We start from the raw sequence: 15,821 nt of genomic DNA, 5'->3' as shown, positions 1-15,821 counted from the left end.
ATTAACGCCCCGAGTGTCCTAAAAAAGGCACTTTTTTGAGAAATAACTTTAATGCTTGCCAATAAATGCCTCTAAATATAGACACCGTCATGGCAGGAAACCGCTTTAACAGTGAAGACACGTTTGAACGCATTAGTGGTTGCCGTTTAAGCCTTAACTTAGCGTCAAATAATAGTGTATCATCACGTTTATTTTCTATATGTATCAAAACACTACGATTGCTTACGTTCACGTGCCAATGGTAGTGCATGTTTAAATCCATAAAAGGAGATACGTGAAAAGTTTTCTTAAAGTTCACTTTTTCGTTTAATTTCACTAAATAACAATGGCGCTCATTCCAAGGTGTATTGCTCACCTCGGCCAACATGTGCGTATATTCACCTTGCTCATCGGCATAAAAATAAAAGTTAACTGGACTGAAATAAATACCAAAGCAACGCATCTGACACAGTAAAAACACTTTGTTGGCAACACACTCTTTGCCTAGCGTTTGGCTAGCCGCAATGGCGCGTTCTTTTAAGCTGCCGTTATATTTAGCTAAATAATCCTTTTCATTAAACTTTAGTAACTTAGAGCCCGAAGTGCCAAGTAACGGGTGAATACCATCAAGCTGTGCGATTTCTTCTAAATCTAACCACATCATATAAAGAGGATAATGAAACTTATGCGTCGTTGGTGTGTAACGCGTGTGTTTCACATCCCCTAAATATAATGCGCTGTTGAGTGGGCTACTCAAAATTCGATTCCCATTTGTTTGGCAACGTCAACGGCACTGCGAACGCCGTCTTCATGAAAGCCATTAAACCAGTAAGCACCACAGAAATAGCTGTGGTTTTTACCATCAATAAGGGGCTTTCGTTTTTGCGCCGCGATACTGGTCGTGTTGAACACAGGATGGTGGTAAGTAAAGCGACGCAGAATTTTGCTTGGCGCTATGCCTTTATCGTGATTAAGTGTCACGCAAAATGGCTGCGAGCTTTGTAGCTGCTGTAAAATGTTCATTTGATAGGTTACAACGGCTGCCTTGTCGGTGTGTTTATCTAGTAAGTAGTTCCAACTCGCCCATGCAGCTTTGCGTTTTGGTAACAAGCTGGCGTCAGTATGCAAGATAACCGAATTTGCTGTGTAAGGAATGGCACCAAGTATCGCTACTTCATCTTCACTTGGGTTGTCGATAAGTGCCAGTGCTTGGTCTGAATGGCATGCAAACACCACTTTATCGAATTGCTCGCTGTGTCCATCTGCCATCACAATTTGTACGCCAGAGTCGTTACGCACTACTTTGCTGATGTTGGCATTTAAGTGGATACGGTCTTTATATTTTTCGATAAGTGGGCTGATGTACTCTCTAGAACCCCCAGGAATAACATACCATTGTGGGCGGTTAGTAATATCCAGCAAGCCATGGTTGTAGAAAAACTTAACAAAAAACTCTACTTCAAACGCTTCCATTTCTTTAATGCTCGTTGACCAAATTGCGGCACCCATAGGCAGGATGTAATGCAGTTTGAAAAAATCATTAAAGTGATTGAGTGAAAGTAACTCTCCAAGCGTTTTGCAGCTGCTGTAGTCCTGTTTAGCATGCATTGACTTGCAGATTTTATTGAAGCGCACAATATCGTACAAAAGTCGCCAAAACTTAGGCCGCACAATATTTCGCCTTTGAGCAAACAGAGTGGAAAATGTATGGCCGTTGTATTCAAAGCCTGTTTGGGTATTTTTAACGCTAAAACTCATTTGCGTTGGTTGGCGGTTGATGCCTAATTGCGCAAGCAGTTTTTCAAACTTGGGATAGGTTCTGTCGTTAAAAACAATAAAGCCGGTGTCAACGGCATAATTTTGACCATCAACTTGAACATCAACGGTGGCGGTGTGACCACCAATGTAATCGTTTTTTTCAAATACTTGCACATCAAATTTGTCGCTCAACAGGTATGCGGCGGTCATGCCTGATATACCGGAGCCAATAATCGCTACTTTTTTCAACGTTTAATTCCTTTGGATAGCAACAGCCATAAGCTAAATGGCAATAGTTGCAACAACTTGAGTATGAAGGTAAAGCGTTTTGGGAAATGAATTTCTTTTCGTCGCTTCGCTATGCCTTGCATAATGGCTTTAGTGGCCTGCTCGACTGACACCGCCATTGGCATTGGAAAATCGTTTTTATCTGTGAGAGGGGTTTTAACAAAGCCAGGATGAACAACGCTGACATCTATGTCGTCTAAGTCCACAGCAAGAGACTGCGCTAAATAGGTCGCCCCCGCCTTCGATGCGCCATAGGCTTGTGCTCTTGGTAATGCTAAAAAAGCAGCGCTTGAACTTACTATTACTAACTGACCGCCATTTTTCACTTTTGGCAGTAGCACCTCTAAACAATAACCTAGCGAGAGCAAGTTTACTTCAACGACACGTTTGAAAAGTGCACTGTCAAAGTGTTTGGCATCATCAATGTATTCACAGTTACCTGCATTAAGGATCAAAATGTCCAATGCTGCAATGTGAGCACATTGTGATTGGATCTCAGCTAAGTTTGTCACATCAATCTGTAGTGGCGTCACGTTGTCAATTTTCGCCAGCTCGCCTAGGGCTTGCTCGTTTCTGCCACAGGCATAGACGATATGATCTTTCGCATATTGCTCTGCAAGTCCGCGTCCTATGCCTGATGTTGCACCTGTTATTAATACCCGCTTCATTATTTGGTTGCTCTTTTGTCTATGAAGCCAATAAGCTGTTTAAGCAACGGGAGATTTCTGTAGAGCATTGCGGCTGCATCGAAGTAGTCTTGATGATAAATAATTTTATCGTCTTTAAAACGCAGATGGCTGTGACCGTTAACAACGACCTCTTTGCCACCGTTAATGCGTTTGTGTTGAAATCGCATCTGCCAATATACAAAGCCGTTGTCTTCAACGTTAAATGTTTCTGTGATATCGAAATGGATACTCCGTACATTGGCATACATGTTCGCAAAGTACGCTCTAAGCTGACTCAAGCCATTGACTTTGTGTAGCGGATCGATAAATTGGATATCGTCGTGATATACCTGCTCCAGCGGCGACAAATTGTCAGCGCTGAGCACATTGTACATATCTATAAACCGTGCAATCACATTATGCATTATCACACCTTGAATGCTTCTAAAGCTCTCACCCTTGCCGCTTTGTGGTCAACCAAAGGTTGAGCGTATTGAGTGTTTTGCTTTGTAACCAGATAGTCGTGCGGGAAATGAATATATTTTGCAGGTACATCTCCCAGTTCTGGTACATATTTACGAATGAAATCTCCTTGAGGATCAAACTTTTCGCTTTGTGTGATTGGGTTAAATATCCGAAAGTACGGCTGAGCGTCGCAACCCGTACTTGCCGCCCACTGCCAACCGCCGTTATTACTCGCAAAATCACCATCGATTAAATGCTGCATAAAGTACTCTTCACCAAGGCGCCAATCTATAAGCAAGTGCTTAGTTAAAAAACTCGCCACTATCATACGTAGGCGGTTATGCATCCAACCCGTTTGAATCAACTGGCGCATCGCTGCATCAACAATGGGATAGCCGGTTTTCCCTTCGCACCATGCCAGAAACTGGGTATTGTCATGTCGCCATTGTACTGCGTTGTATTTTTCGTTGAAGTTGTTGTGCTTGCACAAATCAGGAAATGCAATAATCAAATGACGATAAAATTCACGCCAGATCAGTTCATTTACCCAACAAAATTCAGGTTTTGTGGGGGTCTGTAAAATGTCAGGGTAAAACACTTGTAGCTGCGCAAGCAGTTGCTTAACGGATACCATTCCTAGCGCCAAATAGGGGCTCAGACCAGACGTGCCTTTAACACTGGGTATGTCTCGAACAGATTGGTAATCTGAACACTTATTCTCAATGAAGTGATTCGCAATTGTTTTAATCGCCTCGTCATCTATAGGCCACTTTTGAGAACTACCGTCGCCTTGTAAACAATCTGGCACTTGCCAGCTGCCATTTTTGTTAACCATTTCGAGCGGCCAACTGGGAATAAAAAAGTACGTCTGTTCAAACTTTTTTAGCCATGCCTTTTTAAACGGAGTAAACACCTTAAACATGTCACCACTTTTTGTTGTGACACTATGTGGTGGCGCAACTAAGTCGCCATCAAACAAAGTAAGTTCAATGCCCGCTGCAATGCATTGTTTATCTCGCTGACACTCGTTGATTTCGTACTCACGATTAGCATATACACGTTGGCTGTTATGTTGCTCACAAAAACGTTTTAGCGCTTGAGGGATGTCACTAAAATCAGCCACTTCTATTATGTTTAAGTTGATACCATAACCATGTAAAGCTTGTCCTAGCCATGCTACTCGACGTTTTAACAAATCTATTTGAATAGCAGCTGTGTTGTGTGCTTGCCACTGTTTTTGACATACAAAAAAAAGTGCCTCTTTGGCACCATTTTCAATTGCCTCAATTAAGGCATCATTGGCGAAATAACGAAGGTCTCGCCTAAACCAAAATATTGGAGCCATCAGATACCAAACCTCAACTTAAGTTCATTTGGATACGGGTCAAAGTACACCTGCTGCGCTAAATATTCGTTGGGATGCACCGTTAAGTGATGTTTTAACAAAGTCAGGGGGACATACAATGGCACCATGCCTTTGCGATATTGATCAATGGCGTTACACAGCTCCTGCTTTTCGATTTTTGATAAATCGTTTTTAAAGTAACCCTGAAGATGCGTTAAGGTGTTAGTTTGATTTTTTCTTGATGCAGGATTGGCTAGCGCTTTCATCAAACCGGCAATATATGTTTGTTTAACCTGCTCTATCGGTTCATCTGATGCCTGTGCAAGATAACGTCCTAGCTCCCTATAAGACTGATAGTTATGTGCCATCACCAAGTATTTATGTTTAGCATGAAACTGCGTTAGTTCATGCATGCCAACATTTTGTAATGTTAGATCCTGCCAACTTTTGAATACATAAACCCGCATCACAAAGTTTTCGCGCAGGTAAGGGTCATTCAAACGTCCGTTCTCTTCACAAGGTAACAGCGGATTGTGTTGCATAATTTGCTGCGCAAAAAAACCAATCCCCTCCGAGGTGTTACCTGTGCCTGCTTCGTTATAAATTTTCACACGCTCCATGCCGCAGCTTGGGCTTTTGGCACAAAAAACAAATCCTGATAATGAGCTTGCCTGCTCTGTTGCAACTTTTTTACCGTATTCTGTAAGTTTTGGGCCAACATCTCCAGAGCCGTCAGGGCGACACACTTTGATTGTGTCGCCGACTTTTACTTGTCTTATTGTTGGCCTTGGGATTGGCAATCCAACAGCTACCTCTGGGCAAAACCTCACATACTCAACGTGGTGCGCAAGTTCGTCCATACAAAAGTTAGAACGCTTATGGCCCGTATCAAAACGAACTTTATCGCCCGCAAGGCAGGCGCTTATTCCAATCCTTATTGATGAAGATTTTTCCATTCTTAATGTCACCTAGTAAATTAAATTACCAATAGGGTTTAGTAATTTGCTCAAGCCTTTATTAAAGTGCAATGCACTGTTAACAACGGTAAAGCATAAACACCCCTGCGTTGTTGTAGGTTGGTGGTGGTGCCTTGCGTCTAACCAGATAAAATCCCCTGGCACATAGTGACCATTTTCATCAGCAAACTCACCATCTAACAATAAAGTTAGCTCAAATCCTGTATGAGTGTGGTGTGGGATCTCTCCATTTGGTTCTATTTGTAACAGGCTGGCTCTCATCTCACCGTCATCGAGTTTCAATCGAGACCGTGACAATTTACCCAACTGAACAAAATTACTTCTGTCTATTGCGGCTATGGCACGAGGTAGACTTAGCTCCTTGTCTTGATAGCTAAATACTTCACTCTCGTATGGTGCCACTGCATCCACGTCATTTTTTTCGGTTATCATTGATAACATGTCAGCAAAGTCGTCGTTATCAAACGGTGACGTGGTATCTTCAAACTCGGTGTCTGCTTGCGTGGCTTCTAAAGCTTCTACTTTGCTTTTACAACATGTGCAAAATTCTAAGTGCGCTGAGATAGCGATACTGAGTGTTGCAGGTAACTCGCCTAGGCTGTACTGGGAAAGTAGCTGCTCTGATGGATGATGCTTAATCATTACTGTCTCCCATTTCTGCTCTGAGTTTTTGTAAGGCAAGTCTTAATCTCGATTTAACCGTACCCACAGGAATATCTAATTGCTCGGCTAGTTGCTCTTGCGACATTTGTTGAAAGTAAACACCTTTAACTACATCTTGCTGTGCAGGTGGCAACTTGCTGATATGCTCCTTTATCTTGTTGTCTTGCAGGTGGTCAGCAAAACCATCGTCAATTACCTGCTCGTCTTGCAGCAACGGCCAAATCTCTTCGCTAAGATGTTCTTCTTTATTACTTTTCATTTTTCGTAACGCATCAAACGACGCGTTACGCATAACGGTATATACCCAAGTGGTTGCCGCGCCTTTATCTGGGTGATACAGATGCGCTTTTCGCCATACCGACGTGAGCGTGTCCTGAACCAGCTCCATGGCTAGAGCTTCGTTGCCAAACTGTTTAATACCAAAGCGTTTTATTTTTGGTGCGAAATACTCAAACAAGGTGGCAAAGGCACGTTTGTCTCTTGACTGAGCAACCTTGCATAGTGCATCAGATAAAGCTTGGCTTGGCGCTTGTTCCATGTTTTTACTGTTTCTCGCGATTGAGGGTGAATCGCATGTAGATACTTGGTCGACCATAACTCGTTATCTTCTAAGACTATCGATAACATTGTTTTACGCGGGTCAGTATCAAATGGATCACTGTGGTTTATTTAAAATAGTATGGAGGAAACTTACCACTTGTTCAAAGTTTACTGATGATTTAAGTTTATGTTTTTCTGCATCTTTCATGGGTAAAAGCTCTAGCCAGCGACTCGCAACCCACACTGGGTCTTCAAAATGTTTTTCACGATAAAGCTCATCTATCTCGGGGTGTTGAGAAAATACCTTTGATAACATCTCCCCCATTTGGCTAGTAAAGTGCGAAGACTGCGTGCTTTGATAGTGCCAAATGGGCGTCTCAATGATATCAATGTGTGCATGGCGCAAATTTTGTTTGTCCATATAGGGCTTGTCTATGCTGACTCTGTGCTTGGCAAAAACATCAATCAAAAGTTGCCCAGTGCAGTCTTGAGAAAAGTCCACAATACGCACGTAAACCCCCTCTTTAGGGACATTTAAATAGGCATCATCTATATGCCTGCACAGCACAAAGCCTTGGTCACGCTTTAGTGCGTCACCGACCATGCTCAAATATCGCGGTTCAAATATTCTAAGCTTGGTATACCCTCCTGGCAGTAAAAATACCGGAAGTGGAAAAATAGCACGGATCATAGTCACCCACAGGTCAATGAAAATATGTAGTTACGTACGTGCTGTAATTAATTTACGATCAATCGCTACACAGCCATTGGTAAGTTTTTAAACTGATTTTATCGTTTCTAAACGTTATGCCTTCCTCCTCAAGTAATATTCGTTGCTGTTGATATTTTTCACTGCCTACGGGAAAGGAAATTTTACCTTGGCTATTGATCACGCGGTGCCAGGGTAAAGTGCTCCCAGCGGGTAAGTTTTTTAACAACCTGCCTACTGCTCTTGATTGATTTTGGAACCCAGCCAATTTTGCAAGTTGCCCGTATGCGGCCACATTACCTTTTGGGATTGAACCAATCAAGGTGTAGATACGAGCTTTAAACTCTTCGTCAATACTAGTATTTTTGTTTTGCATATTGCGCACCTATTTGCTGAAATTTTTGCCAAATTGCGCGCGCAACAGGACCGTGATGTCGGGCTTGTTTTCGAAAAGCATGAATTTTGGCGGTAAAAGTGCTTTGTCTATCCATGATGGTTATTTGCTCCAACAGCCCAGCATCAAGTTCTGCTTGGCAATGGCTAAGGCTTATCATGGCAAACCCAGTCCCAGTAAGCAAAAATGACTTAATCGACGCAATATCGTCTAGTTTCATCATGCCAGCGCCTCTGGCGTAGGCAAGACGTTCGCTGTCAAAATTAAAGCCACTTTCAAACATGGCAAGGCAAGGGTAATTGGCAAGTTGTTCATAATGGAGTTGCGTTGGCAATAAGTCTTTTTTGGCTACAAGCCCTAGTCGGATCTCTCCGATGGCAATGGATTCTAAGTCACCCGTTGCATGGAAGAGATCAAACCAAGGACCAATCCCTAAATCGGCATCGGCGTTGTTCACTTGTTCCAACGCGACAAAACGTTTACCACTGGTGATGGCGATTTCGGTATGAGGAAATTGTTTAAAAACATCACTGATCACCGCGTTGTATTTTGCCTGGTAACACAGTGGCTCATAACAAATATTGAACCTAGCTTCATTACCGAGGGAAAACTCTTTAGCTAAAATCTGTAAGTCATCACGAAATACCAATAACTTAGCTGATTCATCACAAAATCGTCGACCTTTTTCAGTCAGTGTTACGCGATAATTGTTGCGGTTTACTATAGTAAAGCCGAGTTGCTCTTCAAGTCTTTTAAGTGCTTGAGTAATGGCGGGTTGCGTTTTATACAACTGTTGCGCCGCTTCACTTAGGCTATTGGTTTTTGCAACCGCATGAAGTATTTCAAGGTCTGAAATTTTCATAATTAAAATTTATGATGATTCTAATATTATATAATTTTTATTTTATATGGATTTTTTATACTCTGCAGCACAAGTTTTTCATCAATAACGTAGATGGAGTTATTACATGTATAAAATCGCTGCGATAGTAACGGTGCTAACACTGCTGTTGGGTTGCCAAGACAATACGCAACCACAGAGTCAAACTGACGTAATTAGACCGGTTAAGCTAGTAACAGTTGCAAACAGTGAACAAAGTGACATCAGAAGCTTTCCGGCTGAAGTTGTTGCTAACCAAGGATCGTACTTGGCGTTTAGGGTTAACGGTGAGTTGATGGAGTTTCCGGTACTGGCTGGGCAAGAAGTCACCCAAGGACAGTTACTTGCGAAGTTAGACCCAGAAGACTTTGAATTGCAGCTAGAGCAGCGCAAGGCGCAATATGAACTGGCTTCATCTCAACTGGCCCGCGTAGAGTCACTATTTAATAAATCCATCGCCAGCAAGGCTGAATATGATCAGGCGCTTGCGAATAAGCAAGTCGCAGAGTCCGCGTTAAAAATAGCGAAAACCAATCTACAAAACAGCGAACTTAGAGCACCGTTTAGCGGCACTATCGCTAAGGTGTTTGTCAAAAACTACGAAAACGTAGTCGCTAAGCAAAATATTTTGCGCTTAGAAACAAGAGACATGATGGATGTTGTTATTCAAGTACCAGAAAAACTCGTAGCGCGTGTAGATAAGGACTTAGACTATCATCCTCGCGTGGTGTTTGATGGCTACCCAGATAAATCATATGAGCTATCTATAAAGGAGTGGGACACGCAGGCCGACCCTGCTACTTTAAGCTACAAAGTCGTGTTTACCTTGCCTATCCCAAAAGACTTTAACCTGCTTGCGGGTATGACTGGTCATGTTTACATCGACCGCAGTAAAGTGATGCACACGGCAAAGAAAAAATTATATGTGCCAATTTCGGCGGTGTTTTCTGAGCGCACCCAACCGTTAGATGACAATGCATTTGTATGGGTGTTTGATGAACAAACCCAAACCCTGAGTAAGCGAGCGATATCCGTTGGCAAAATGCATGATCAAAGCATAGAGATAACTGCTGGGCTAAACGGCGGTGAAATCATCGTTGGCGCTGGAGTACATCACTTAGAAGAAGGTTTGAAGGTTAGACCTTGGACTAAGGAGCGAGGGCTTTAATTATGAGTCTAGCTAAATGGTCAATTGAAAATAGAGTCATCAGCTGGATGTTTGCCCTACTGCTTCTTTTAGCAGGAACGGTGTCTTATTTTGGCTTAGGACAGTTTGAAGACCCTGAGTTTACACTCAAAAAAGCGATGGTAGTGACGCTCTACCCCGGCGCATCTCCACAGCAAGTAGAAGAAGAAGTTACATTTGTTATTGAAAATGCCATACAGCAGCTTCCGTATGTAGATTATGTCACTTCAATCTCTTCTGCAGGTAAATCGCAGATTACGGTAGAAATGAAAAGCAAGTACCGAAAACAAGACTTACGCCAGATTTGGGATGAACTACGCCGTAAGATAAGCGACCTTAAACCGAGTCTGCCACCGGGCGTTTACACGCCGAAGGTCATCGATGACTTTGCGGATGTATATGGCGTTATGTATGCCGTAACCGGTGAAGGTTATTCATATGATGAATTAAAAGACTATGTTGATTACTTAAAGCGCGAATTAGTGCTTGTTGACGGTGTAAGCAAAGTAACCGTTGCCGGTGAACAACAGGCGCAAGTTATCGTTGAGATCTCAACACAAAAACTGTCGCAACTAGGCATAGCGCCATCGTATATATTTAGCCTTTTGCAATCACAAAACAGTGTTTCGAATGCTGGTAAAATCCGCGTTGGCGACGAATCGATACGTTTGCACCCTACTGGTGAATTTCAAGATGTGAAAGAACTAGAGCACCTATTGATCTCTAAAGCCGGTGCCAAAGAGCTTATTTATCTTGGCGATGTTGCAAAAGTCAGTCGTGAATATGCCGAAATTCCAAACCACATTACGCGTTATAATCAACAACGAGCGTTATTAATCGGTGTATCATTTAGCTCTGGTGTAAACGTCGTCGATATTGGTAAGGCCATTAATAGACACCTTGATTCGCTAGAATATCAACGGCCTCATGGTATGGAGATCAACACCGTCTACCACCAACCAAATGAAGTCGAAAAGTCGGTTGATGGCTTTATCGTGAGCCTATTAGAGGCAGTGGCGATTGTTATTGTTGTCTTGCTTGTATTTATGGGAGTAAAAAGCGGGCTGTTAATTGGTGCTGTTTTGTTGTTAACGGTATTAGGCACATTTATTTTCATGAAAATATTTGCCATTGACTTACAACGCATCTCACTGGGTGCATTGATCATAGCTTTGGGGATGCTGGTGGACAATGCCATTGTGGTCACTGAAGGCATCTTAATAAACTTAAAGCGAGGTCAAAGTAAACTTCAAGCGGCGGTTAACATTGTTGAGCAAACTAAGTGGCCGTTGCTCGGCGCGACAGTGATTGGTATCACGGCATTTGCGCCGATAGGCCTAAGTAGTGATGCCAGCGGTGAATTTGCAGGCTCTTTATTCTGGGTGTTACTTATCTCGTTATTATTAAGTTGGGTGACGGCAATAACACTGACGCCATTTTTTGCTGACATGTTATTTAGAGCGCCTAAGCAGTCTTCGTCAACGGATTCGGACGACCCGTATAAAGGCGTTATATTTAACGTTTATAAAGCGATACTGTCATTTTCACTAACACATCGTGCAGTGACGGTCGGTGTCATGTTGGTGTTATTGGTGTCTTCGATTGTTGGCTTTAAGTCAGTTAAACAGTCATTTTTCCCCGCATCCAACACGCCAATGTTTTATGTAGATTATTGGCATTATCAGGGGGCTGATATACGCAGTACAGCGGACAATTTGGCGACGATAGAAAGCTTCTTAAAGTCTCAGCCATTAGTTGAAGAAGTCACCACTACAATAGGCCAAGGAGCGCCTAGGTTTATGCTAACTTATGCTCCTGAAAAGCAATATGCCGCGTATGGTCAGTTGATTGTTCGGGTAACCGACCGTGAAGCTGTAAAAGAGATGATAGCGAAGCTCAGACAGTTTGAAAAAGACAACGTGTTGTCGGGCGAGCTGAAAATCAAGCGGATGGAAATTGGCCCCTCAACGGATGCCAAAATAGAGGCACGCTTTTCTGGCCCTGATCCTGTGGTGTTGCGTCAACTGGCAGCTGAAGCTAAAGAGGTGCTTGCAAAAGACGCAGGGGCTTTTAACATCAAAGATAATTGGCGTCAGCGTACCAAGGTTCTTCGCCCTGAGTTTAACGAGCAAAAGGCCCGCCGTTTGGGGATCAGCAAAAGCGATGTCGACCAATTGCTGCTTACCAGCGTATCTGGCAATAAAATTGGCCTATACAGAGATGGTACACAGCTACTACCAATTGTGGCGCGCTCGCCTGAAGAGGAACGCAAAAACGTTGAAAACTTGAGCGATCTACAAATATTTAGCCCTGTGTTGGGGGTGTATGTACCCATTACCCAAGTTGTTGATGATTTCAAAGTCATGTGGGAAGACCCGTTGATCATGCGCCGTGACCGTAAACGCACTATTACCGTGATGGCAGATCATGATGTGATTGGTGATGAGACACCAGCAAAGCTATTCGCACGTGTACGTGGTGAAATTGAAGCCATTGAATTACCTCATGGCTATGAAATGGAATGGGGTGGCGAATTTGAGTCTTCTTCTAAGGCGCAAAAAGCGATATTTGGCTCACTTCCTGTTGGCTATTTAGCGATGTTTATGATCACGGTTTTGTTGTTCAACTCAATAAAACAGCCTTTGGTAATTTGGTCAACGGTACCGCTGGCTATTATTGGTGTAACTGCAGGTTTAGTGGCATTAAACGCACCATTTAGCTTTATGGCGTTGCTTGGTCTTTTGAGCTTATCAGGTATGTTAATCAAAAACGGTATCGTACTAATTGACCAAATAAACCTTGAACTTGCTCAAGGTAAAGCGCCTTACCAAGCGGTGTTTGATTCAGGAGTGAGTCGTGTTCGTCCAGTGTCGATGGCAGCGATCACAACCATACTGGGTATGATCCCCTTGTTATTTGACGTCTTTTTCAAGTCGATGGCGGTAACCATCATGTTTGGTTTGGGTTTTGCCACCATTCTAACGCTTATTTTTGTACCTGTGATGTATTGTATACTCTTTGGTATCAAGCAACCAAAATAAGCATACTGCTAAAGATAGCAAAGCCACCAACTCAAGGTGGCTTTTTACTTTTAGCACTCAATGTCTTTTAAACGGGCATTAGGTATACAAGTTTGCGTTTTTCAAACTTTTAAAGTCATTAAAATTGACGCCATGGCGTTTCATTACTGGTAAAACTTTAGCAGCGATTAGCTGGCGAATATAAAAGGGTTGGTTTGGCACGAAGTGATGAATTGAGTGTGTTGCCCCGAAATTAAAGCAAAATAGCTGAAAAGGCGTCATTAGCCAATGATTAAGCACGTGGGTTTGCTCTAGTAAATTGCTGACACCGCCATAATAGTGCATTGAAGAGGTGACAAAGTTAAGGCAAATAGAACGTAAAACGTTAGGCAATATCAGCACGACCATTAACATGTCGACCCAATCCATAGTGGCGACAAGCCACAGGGGCCAAGCCAAGGTATTACCTTCGATTAAATTAACACTATGATATAGCAATGCACTGTAGAGTATCGCAAAGTAGCAGGTGGTAATCGGAAACCCCGCATTAAATAACGCGAAAAACCTGAAGCCATTAACCTCTTTCCTATAGCGCTTTTGCATGAGCAACAACCCAAGTAGCCCATCGGCAATAACAATGGCTCTGATAAGTGGGTTTTTAATGCCGTTGCCAACCAAGCGCTCTTCGATATCTTGTGAAGAGCCAGATGTTTTATGATGATGTAAATGGATACGCCTACGATACCAGGGGTTGATGGTATTGGGGCGCATTAGCCATACAATGAGCAACATTGTATTGTGGGCAAAAGTATTCGTCTTAAAATATTGTTTGTGGATAAGGTCATGTTCAAGTTCATGAGATATTGAAGCGAAAATGGCTGCGATAACAATACACGTGAATGCTGGCACTTGTTCAAGTACGTACAAGGTGCCAATACCTACCATACCGATAAAGCTAAGCAACAAGATCAGTATACTTATTTGGTTTTGATATTTTAAAAATGTATACCGCTGTCTTATCAGGCGTTCTTGTAGTTTTATTTCGTTAACGATGTGCTGGATATTATTACGTGTAGTCGCTGTAGTCATGTCAGAAGGTATTAATTTGATGTAGGAGCTGGGTATTAACACCAACTCCTAAAGAGAGAGTTAAAGAAGCTCTAAAATAGTCTCAGCTTTACTCAGCTCAAACTGCTTTGGTGCTTCAACGTTAAGTGTGGTTACAACACCGTTTTCAATTATCATTGCATAGCGCTGTGAACGTATACCGCCAAATGCTTGCGTATCCATATCAAGACCTATTGCACGCGTAAAACTTGCATCGCCATCAGCTAGCATTTTTAGTTCTGAGGCGTTTTGTGACTCGCCCCAAGCTTTCATAACAAAAGCATCATTTACTGATACGCAGGCTATCATATCAACGCCTTTTGCTTTGATTTTGTCAGCTAATGCGACAAAGCCTGGTAAATGTGACTCTGAGCATGTTGGTGTAAATGCGCCAGGTACGGCAAAAAGAACGACTTTTTTATTGGCGAAAAGCTCATTAACTTGGTGATTTACCATACCTTCAGAGGTTAACTCGCTGAGTGTTGCTTGAGGAAGTGATTGTCCTTGTTCGATCATGACGTTTGCTCTATTTGTGATTGGAGTTAACAGTGTAATACTAAATTAAGCGACTAAACACGGATAAATATCATGGTTATTAGTGCATCGCTGTTAGGCGTGACGCCATACTATGCTCAGGCTTCAATTCTAATAAATCCCATAAGTTACCGTATAAGTCTTTAAAAACAGCAACTGTACCGTAATCTTGTTTACTGGGTTTGCGCACAAATTCGATACCTTGACTGAGCATATTTGTATAGTCTTTATCGAAGTTTTGCGTATGTAAAAACAAAAACACTCTACCGCCACTTTGGTTACCCACAAATCGGCGTTGCTCATCATTAGAGGCTCTGGCAAGTAAAATGGTTGCGCCTTTTGAGCCTGGTGGGGCTATCACAACCCAGCGCTTGTTTTCATCTGGTAAATAGGTATCTTCAAGTAACTCAAAACCTAGCTTTTTGGTATAAAATGCAATTGCTTCATCGTAATCGTTCACTACCAGTGCAATATGTATTAATTCTTGTTGCATACAATTCCTTTTCATAAGTATGTTTGCGTTATTAACGCATATTCTAAAGCTGGTTCAAGCAAGTGAATCAGCTTGCTTAGTATTTACTCGCAAGCCAACCTAGCTTTCAAAATACAAAAGATGATTTTTATACAGTAAAAATTTGTTTGTTAAATACCTTAAATTGCCCTTTTTGGATAAGATTATTTTCAATGTGGTAAATACATAACATTTCGATGGTGCCCTTGCCCTCAGGGAAGTTTCTGGTGATCAATTCGTGATCAATAACGACATTGTCACACACTATACGATTTATTAAATTTGCGTATAAATCAGGCTCTGCAAAGCGTACACGCATATTACGCGCCATTTGCTCGTGGCCAAACGCTAAAAGCTCACCATCTGTTGAATATTGCGTTGCATTTTCAGCGTAGGTGTTTAGCCAACCTTCTAAATCTTTATTATTGTATGCATCTAGTTGTGTTTGAACTATTTTTTCGGCATTTGTCATAATCGGCTCAAAATACAGGTAACAGCGTTAATAGCAGTGGGTGATAAGATAATTTAGCTCAGTGTACATTTTGCTTAATCTTATATTGAACTGCTACACCAAAATTGTTGCTGTATCTTATATAGTCATCAGTTGTTGTGCAGCTAATTTCCACTGACGTATTATCTGTCCATGTAACGCTTGGGTCGCAGTAGCCTGCAAAAACGAGCAGGGCGGGATCACACTTTGTAAACAAGGAAAATCTATGATCTAATAGCGTTAATTTTTCCTATTTATCTATCGCAATGTCTTTATTTTCACATCTCGAATTAGTCAAAGAAAACCG

At 42.1% G+C, this 15,821-nt stretch carries 17 protein-coding genes; 2 read left to right on the top strand and 15 right to left on the bottom strand.

The features are described 5' to 3' along the window. Window position 1 precedes the first annotated feature (1 nt). From HC733_RS17535 to HC733_RS17485, 11 genes are all read right to left on the bottom strand, one after another. Window positions 2-736, bottom strand: a complete 735-nt coding sequence (locus HC733_RS17535) for a DUF1365 domain-containing protein (RefSeq protein WP_190366304.1) — start codon at window positions 734-736, stop codon at window positions 2-4. Further along, entirely contained in the window at window positions 733-1,986 is a 1,254-nt protein-coding gene (locus HC733_RS17530) for an NAD(P)/FAD-dependent oxidoreductase (RefSeq protein WP_190366303.1), read from the bottom strand. Before HC733_RS17530 ends, HC733_RS17535 begins: the two co-directional genes overlap by 4 nt. Beyond that, window positions 1,983-2,693: an SDR family NAD(P)-dependent oxidoreductase gene (locus HC733_RS17525; protein WP_190366302.1), complete on the bottom strand. Its 711-nt coding sequence runs from the start codon at window positions 2,691-2,693 to the stop codon at window positions 1,983-1,985. The genes HC733_RS17530 and HC733_RS17525 overlap by 4 nt, the downstream gene beginning before the upstream one ends. Beyond that, window positions 2,693-3,118 carry a nuclear transport factor 2 family protein gene (locus HC733_RS17520; RefSeq protein WP_190366301.1) on the bottom strand — a complete coding sequence of 142 codons (426 nt, stop codon included), beginning with the start codon at window positions 3,116-3,118 and terminating at the stop codon, window positions 2,693-2,695. The genes HC733_RS17525 and HC733_RS17520 overlap by 1 nt, the downstream gene beginning before the upstream one ends. A gap of 2 nt (window positions 3,119-3,120) precedes the next feature. Further along, window positions 3,121-4,503 carry a deoxyribodipyrimidine photo-lyase gene (gene phrB / locus HC733_RS17515; protein WP_190366300.1) on the bottom strand — a complete coding sequence of 461 codons (1,383 nt, stop codon included), beginning with the start codon at window positions 4,501-4,503 and terminating at the stop codon, window positions 3,121-3,123. Continuing rightward, complete coding sequence (locus HC733_RS17510) at window positions 4,503-5,459, bottom strand: YbgA family protein (RefSeq protein ID WP_190366299.1); 957 nt, start codon at window positions 5,457-5,459, stop codon at window positions 4,503-4,505. The genes phrB and HC733_RS17510 overlap by 1 nt, the downstream gene beginning before the upstream one ends. 12 nt (window positions 5,460-5,471) lie before the next feature. Beyond that, entirely contained in the window at window positions 5,472-6,122 is a 651-nt protein-coding gene (locus HC733_RS17505) for a ChrR family anti-sigma-E factor (RefSeq protein WP_190366298.1), read from the bottom strand. After that, entirely contained in the window at window positions 6,115-6,681 is a 567-nt protein-coding gene (locus HC733_RS17500; protein WP_238937600.1) for a sigma-70 family RNA polymerase sigma factor, read from the bottom strand. Before HC733_RS17500 ends, HC733_RS17505 begins: the two co-directional genes overlap by 8 nt. Before the next feature lie 117 nt (window positions 6,682-6,798). Then, window positions 6,799-7,374, bottom strand: a complete 576-nt coding sequence (locus tag HC733_RS17495) for an LON peptidase substrate-binding domain-containing protein (RefSeq protein WP_190366296.1) — start codon at window positions 7,372-7,374, stop codon at window positions 6,799-6,801. 58 nt (window positions 7,375-7,432) lie between these two features. Then, window positions 7,433-7,768, bottom strand: coding sequence for an MGMT family protein (locus HC733_RS17490; RefSeq protein ID WP_190366295.1), 336 nt, complete (start codon window positions 7,766-7,768; stop codon window positions 7,433-7,435). After that, window positions 7,749-8,648: a LysR family transcriptional regulator gene (locus tag HC733_RS17485; RefSeq protein WP_190366294.1), complete on the bottom strand. Its 900-nt coding sequence runs from the start codon at window positions 8,646-8,648 to the stop codon at window positions 7,749-7,751. The genes HC733_RS17490 and HC733_RS17485 overlap by 20 nt, the downstream gene beginning before the upstream one ends. Before the next feature lie 106 nt (window positions 8,649-8,754). Between HC733_RS17485 and HC733_RS17480 the strand changes: the two genes are divergently transcribed. After that, complete coding sequence (locus tag HC733_RS17480; protein WP_190366293.1) at window positions 8,755-9,834, top strand: efflux RND transporter periplasmic adaptor subunit; 1,080 nt, start codon at window positions 8,755-8,757, stop codon at window positions 9,832-9,834. A gap of 2 nt (window positions 9,835-9,836) precedes the next feature. After that, window positions 9,837-12,893 carry an efflux RND transporter permease subunit gene (locus tag HC733_RS17475; RefSeq protein ID WP_190366292.1) on the top strand — a complete coding sequence of 1,019 codons (3,057 nt, stop codon included), beginning with the start codon at window positions 9,837-9,839 and terminating at the stop codon, window positions 12,891-12,893. A 78-nt stretch (window positions 12,894-12,971) separates the two neighbouring features. Here HC733_RS17475 and HC733_RS17470 read toward each other — a convergent pair whose 3' ends face one another. From HC733_RS17470 to HC733_RS17455, 4 genes are all read right to left on the bottom strand, one after another. Beyond that, a complete protein-coding gene (locus tag HC733_RS17470) occupies window positions 12,972-13,961 on the bottom strand; it encodes a fatty acid desaturase (protein WP_190366291.1) in 990 nt (329 codons plus the stop codon). Between the two features lie 60 nt (window positions 13,962-14,021). Further along, window positions 14,022-14,495 (bottom strand): peroxiredoxin, encoded by a 474-nt coding sequence (locus tag HC733_RS17465; RefSeq protein WP_190366290.1) that lies wholly within the window; start codon window positions 14,493-14,495, stop codon window positions 14,022-14,024. Between the two features lie 79 nt (window positions 14,496-14,574). Next, a complete protein-coding gene (locus HC733_RS17460; RefSeq protein WP_190366289.1) occupies window positions 14,575-15,006 on the bottom strand; it encodes a VOC family protein in 432 nt (143 codons plus the stop codon). A gap of 127 nt (window positions 15,007-15,133) precedes the next feature. Further along, on the bottom strand, window positions 15,134-15,496 hold the full coding sequence (locus tag HC733_RS17455) for a nuclear transport factor 2 family protein (protein WP_190366288.1): 363 nt from the start codon (window positions 15,494-15,496) through the stop codon (window positions 15,134-15,136). Window positions 15,497-15,821: the final 325 nt, after the last annotated feature.

It is taken from the genome of Pseudoalteromonas sp. S16_S37 (genome assembly GCF_014694405.1).
GTDB lineage: Bacteria > Pseudomonadota > Gammaproteobacteria > Enterobacterales > Alteromonadaceae > Pseudoalteromonas.
Note: the sequence above shows the minus strand (reverse complement) of the source record. Positions and strands in the feature narration are given on the sequence as shown.

What these genes read in the sequence shown, in the direction of transcription:
- HC733_RS17480 (WP_190366293.1), top strand. Translation starts at nt 8,755, where the DNA reads ATGTATAAAATCGCTGCGATAGTAACGGTGCTAACACTGCTGTTGGGT.
- HC733_RS17460 (WP_190366289.1), bottom strand. Translation starts at nt 15,006, where the DNA reads ATGCAACAAGAATTAATACATATTGCACTGGTAGTGAACGATTACGAT.
- HC733_RS17525 (WP_190366302.1), bottom strand. Translation starts at nt 2,693, where the DNA reads ATGAAGCGGGTATTAATAACAGGTGCAACATCAGGCATAGGACGCGGA.
- HC733_RS17495 (WP_190366296.1), bottom strand. Translation starts at nt 7,374, where the DNA reads ATGATCCGTGCTATTTTTCCACTTCCGGTATTTTTACTGCCAGGAGGG.
- HC733_RS17475 (WP_190366292.1), top strand. Translation starts at nt 9,837, where the DNA reads ATGAGTCTAGCTAAATGGTCAATTGAAAATAGAGTCATCAGCTGGATG.
- HC733_RS17470 (WP_190366291.1), bottom strand. Translation starts at nt 13,961, where the DNA reads ATGACTACAGCGACTACACGTAATAATATCCAGCACATCGTTAACGAA.
- HC733_RS17490 (WP_190366295.1), bottom strand. Translation starts at nt 7,768, where the DNA reads ATGCAAAACAAAAATACTAGTATTGACGAAGAGTTTAAAGCTCGTATC.
- HC733_RS17500 (WP_238937600.1), bottom strand. Translation starts at nt 6,681, where the DNA reads ATGGAACAAGCGCCAAGCCAAGCTTTATCTGATGCACTATGCAAGGTT.
- HC733_RS17465 (WP_190366290.1), bottom strand. Translation starts at nt 14,495, where the DNA reads ATGATCGAACAAGGACAATCACTTCCTCAAGCAACACTCAGCGAGTTA.
- HC733_RS17520 (WP_190366301.1), bottom strand. Translation starts at nt 3,118, where the DNA reads ATGCATAATGTGATTGCACGGTTTATAGATATGTACAATGTGCTCAGC.
- HC733_RS17485 (WP_190366294.1), bottom strand. Translation starts at nt 8,648, where the DNA reads ATGAAAATTTCAGACCTTGAAATACTTCATGCGGTTGCAAAAACCAAT.
- HC733_RS17455 (WP_190366288.1), bottom strand. Translation starts at nt 15,496, where the DNA reads ATGACAAATGCCGAAAAAATAGTTCAAACACAACTAGATGCATACAAT.
- HC733_RS17510 (WP_190366299.1), bottom strand. Translation starts at nt 5,459, where the DNA reads ATGGAAAAATCTTCATCAATAAGGATTGGAATAAGCGCCTGCCTTGCG.
- HC733_RS17505 (WP_190366298.1), bottom strand. Translation starts at nt 6,122, where the DNA reads ATGATTAAGCATCATCCATCAGAGCAGCTACTTTCCCAGTACAGCCTA.
- phrB (WP_190366300.1), bottom strand. Translation starts at nt 4,503, where the DNA reads ATGGCTCCAATATTTTGGTTTAGGCGAGACCTTCGTTATTTCGCCAAT.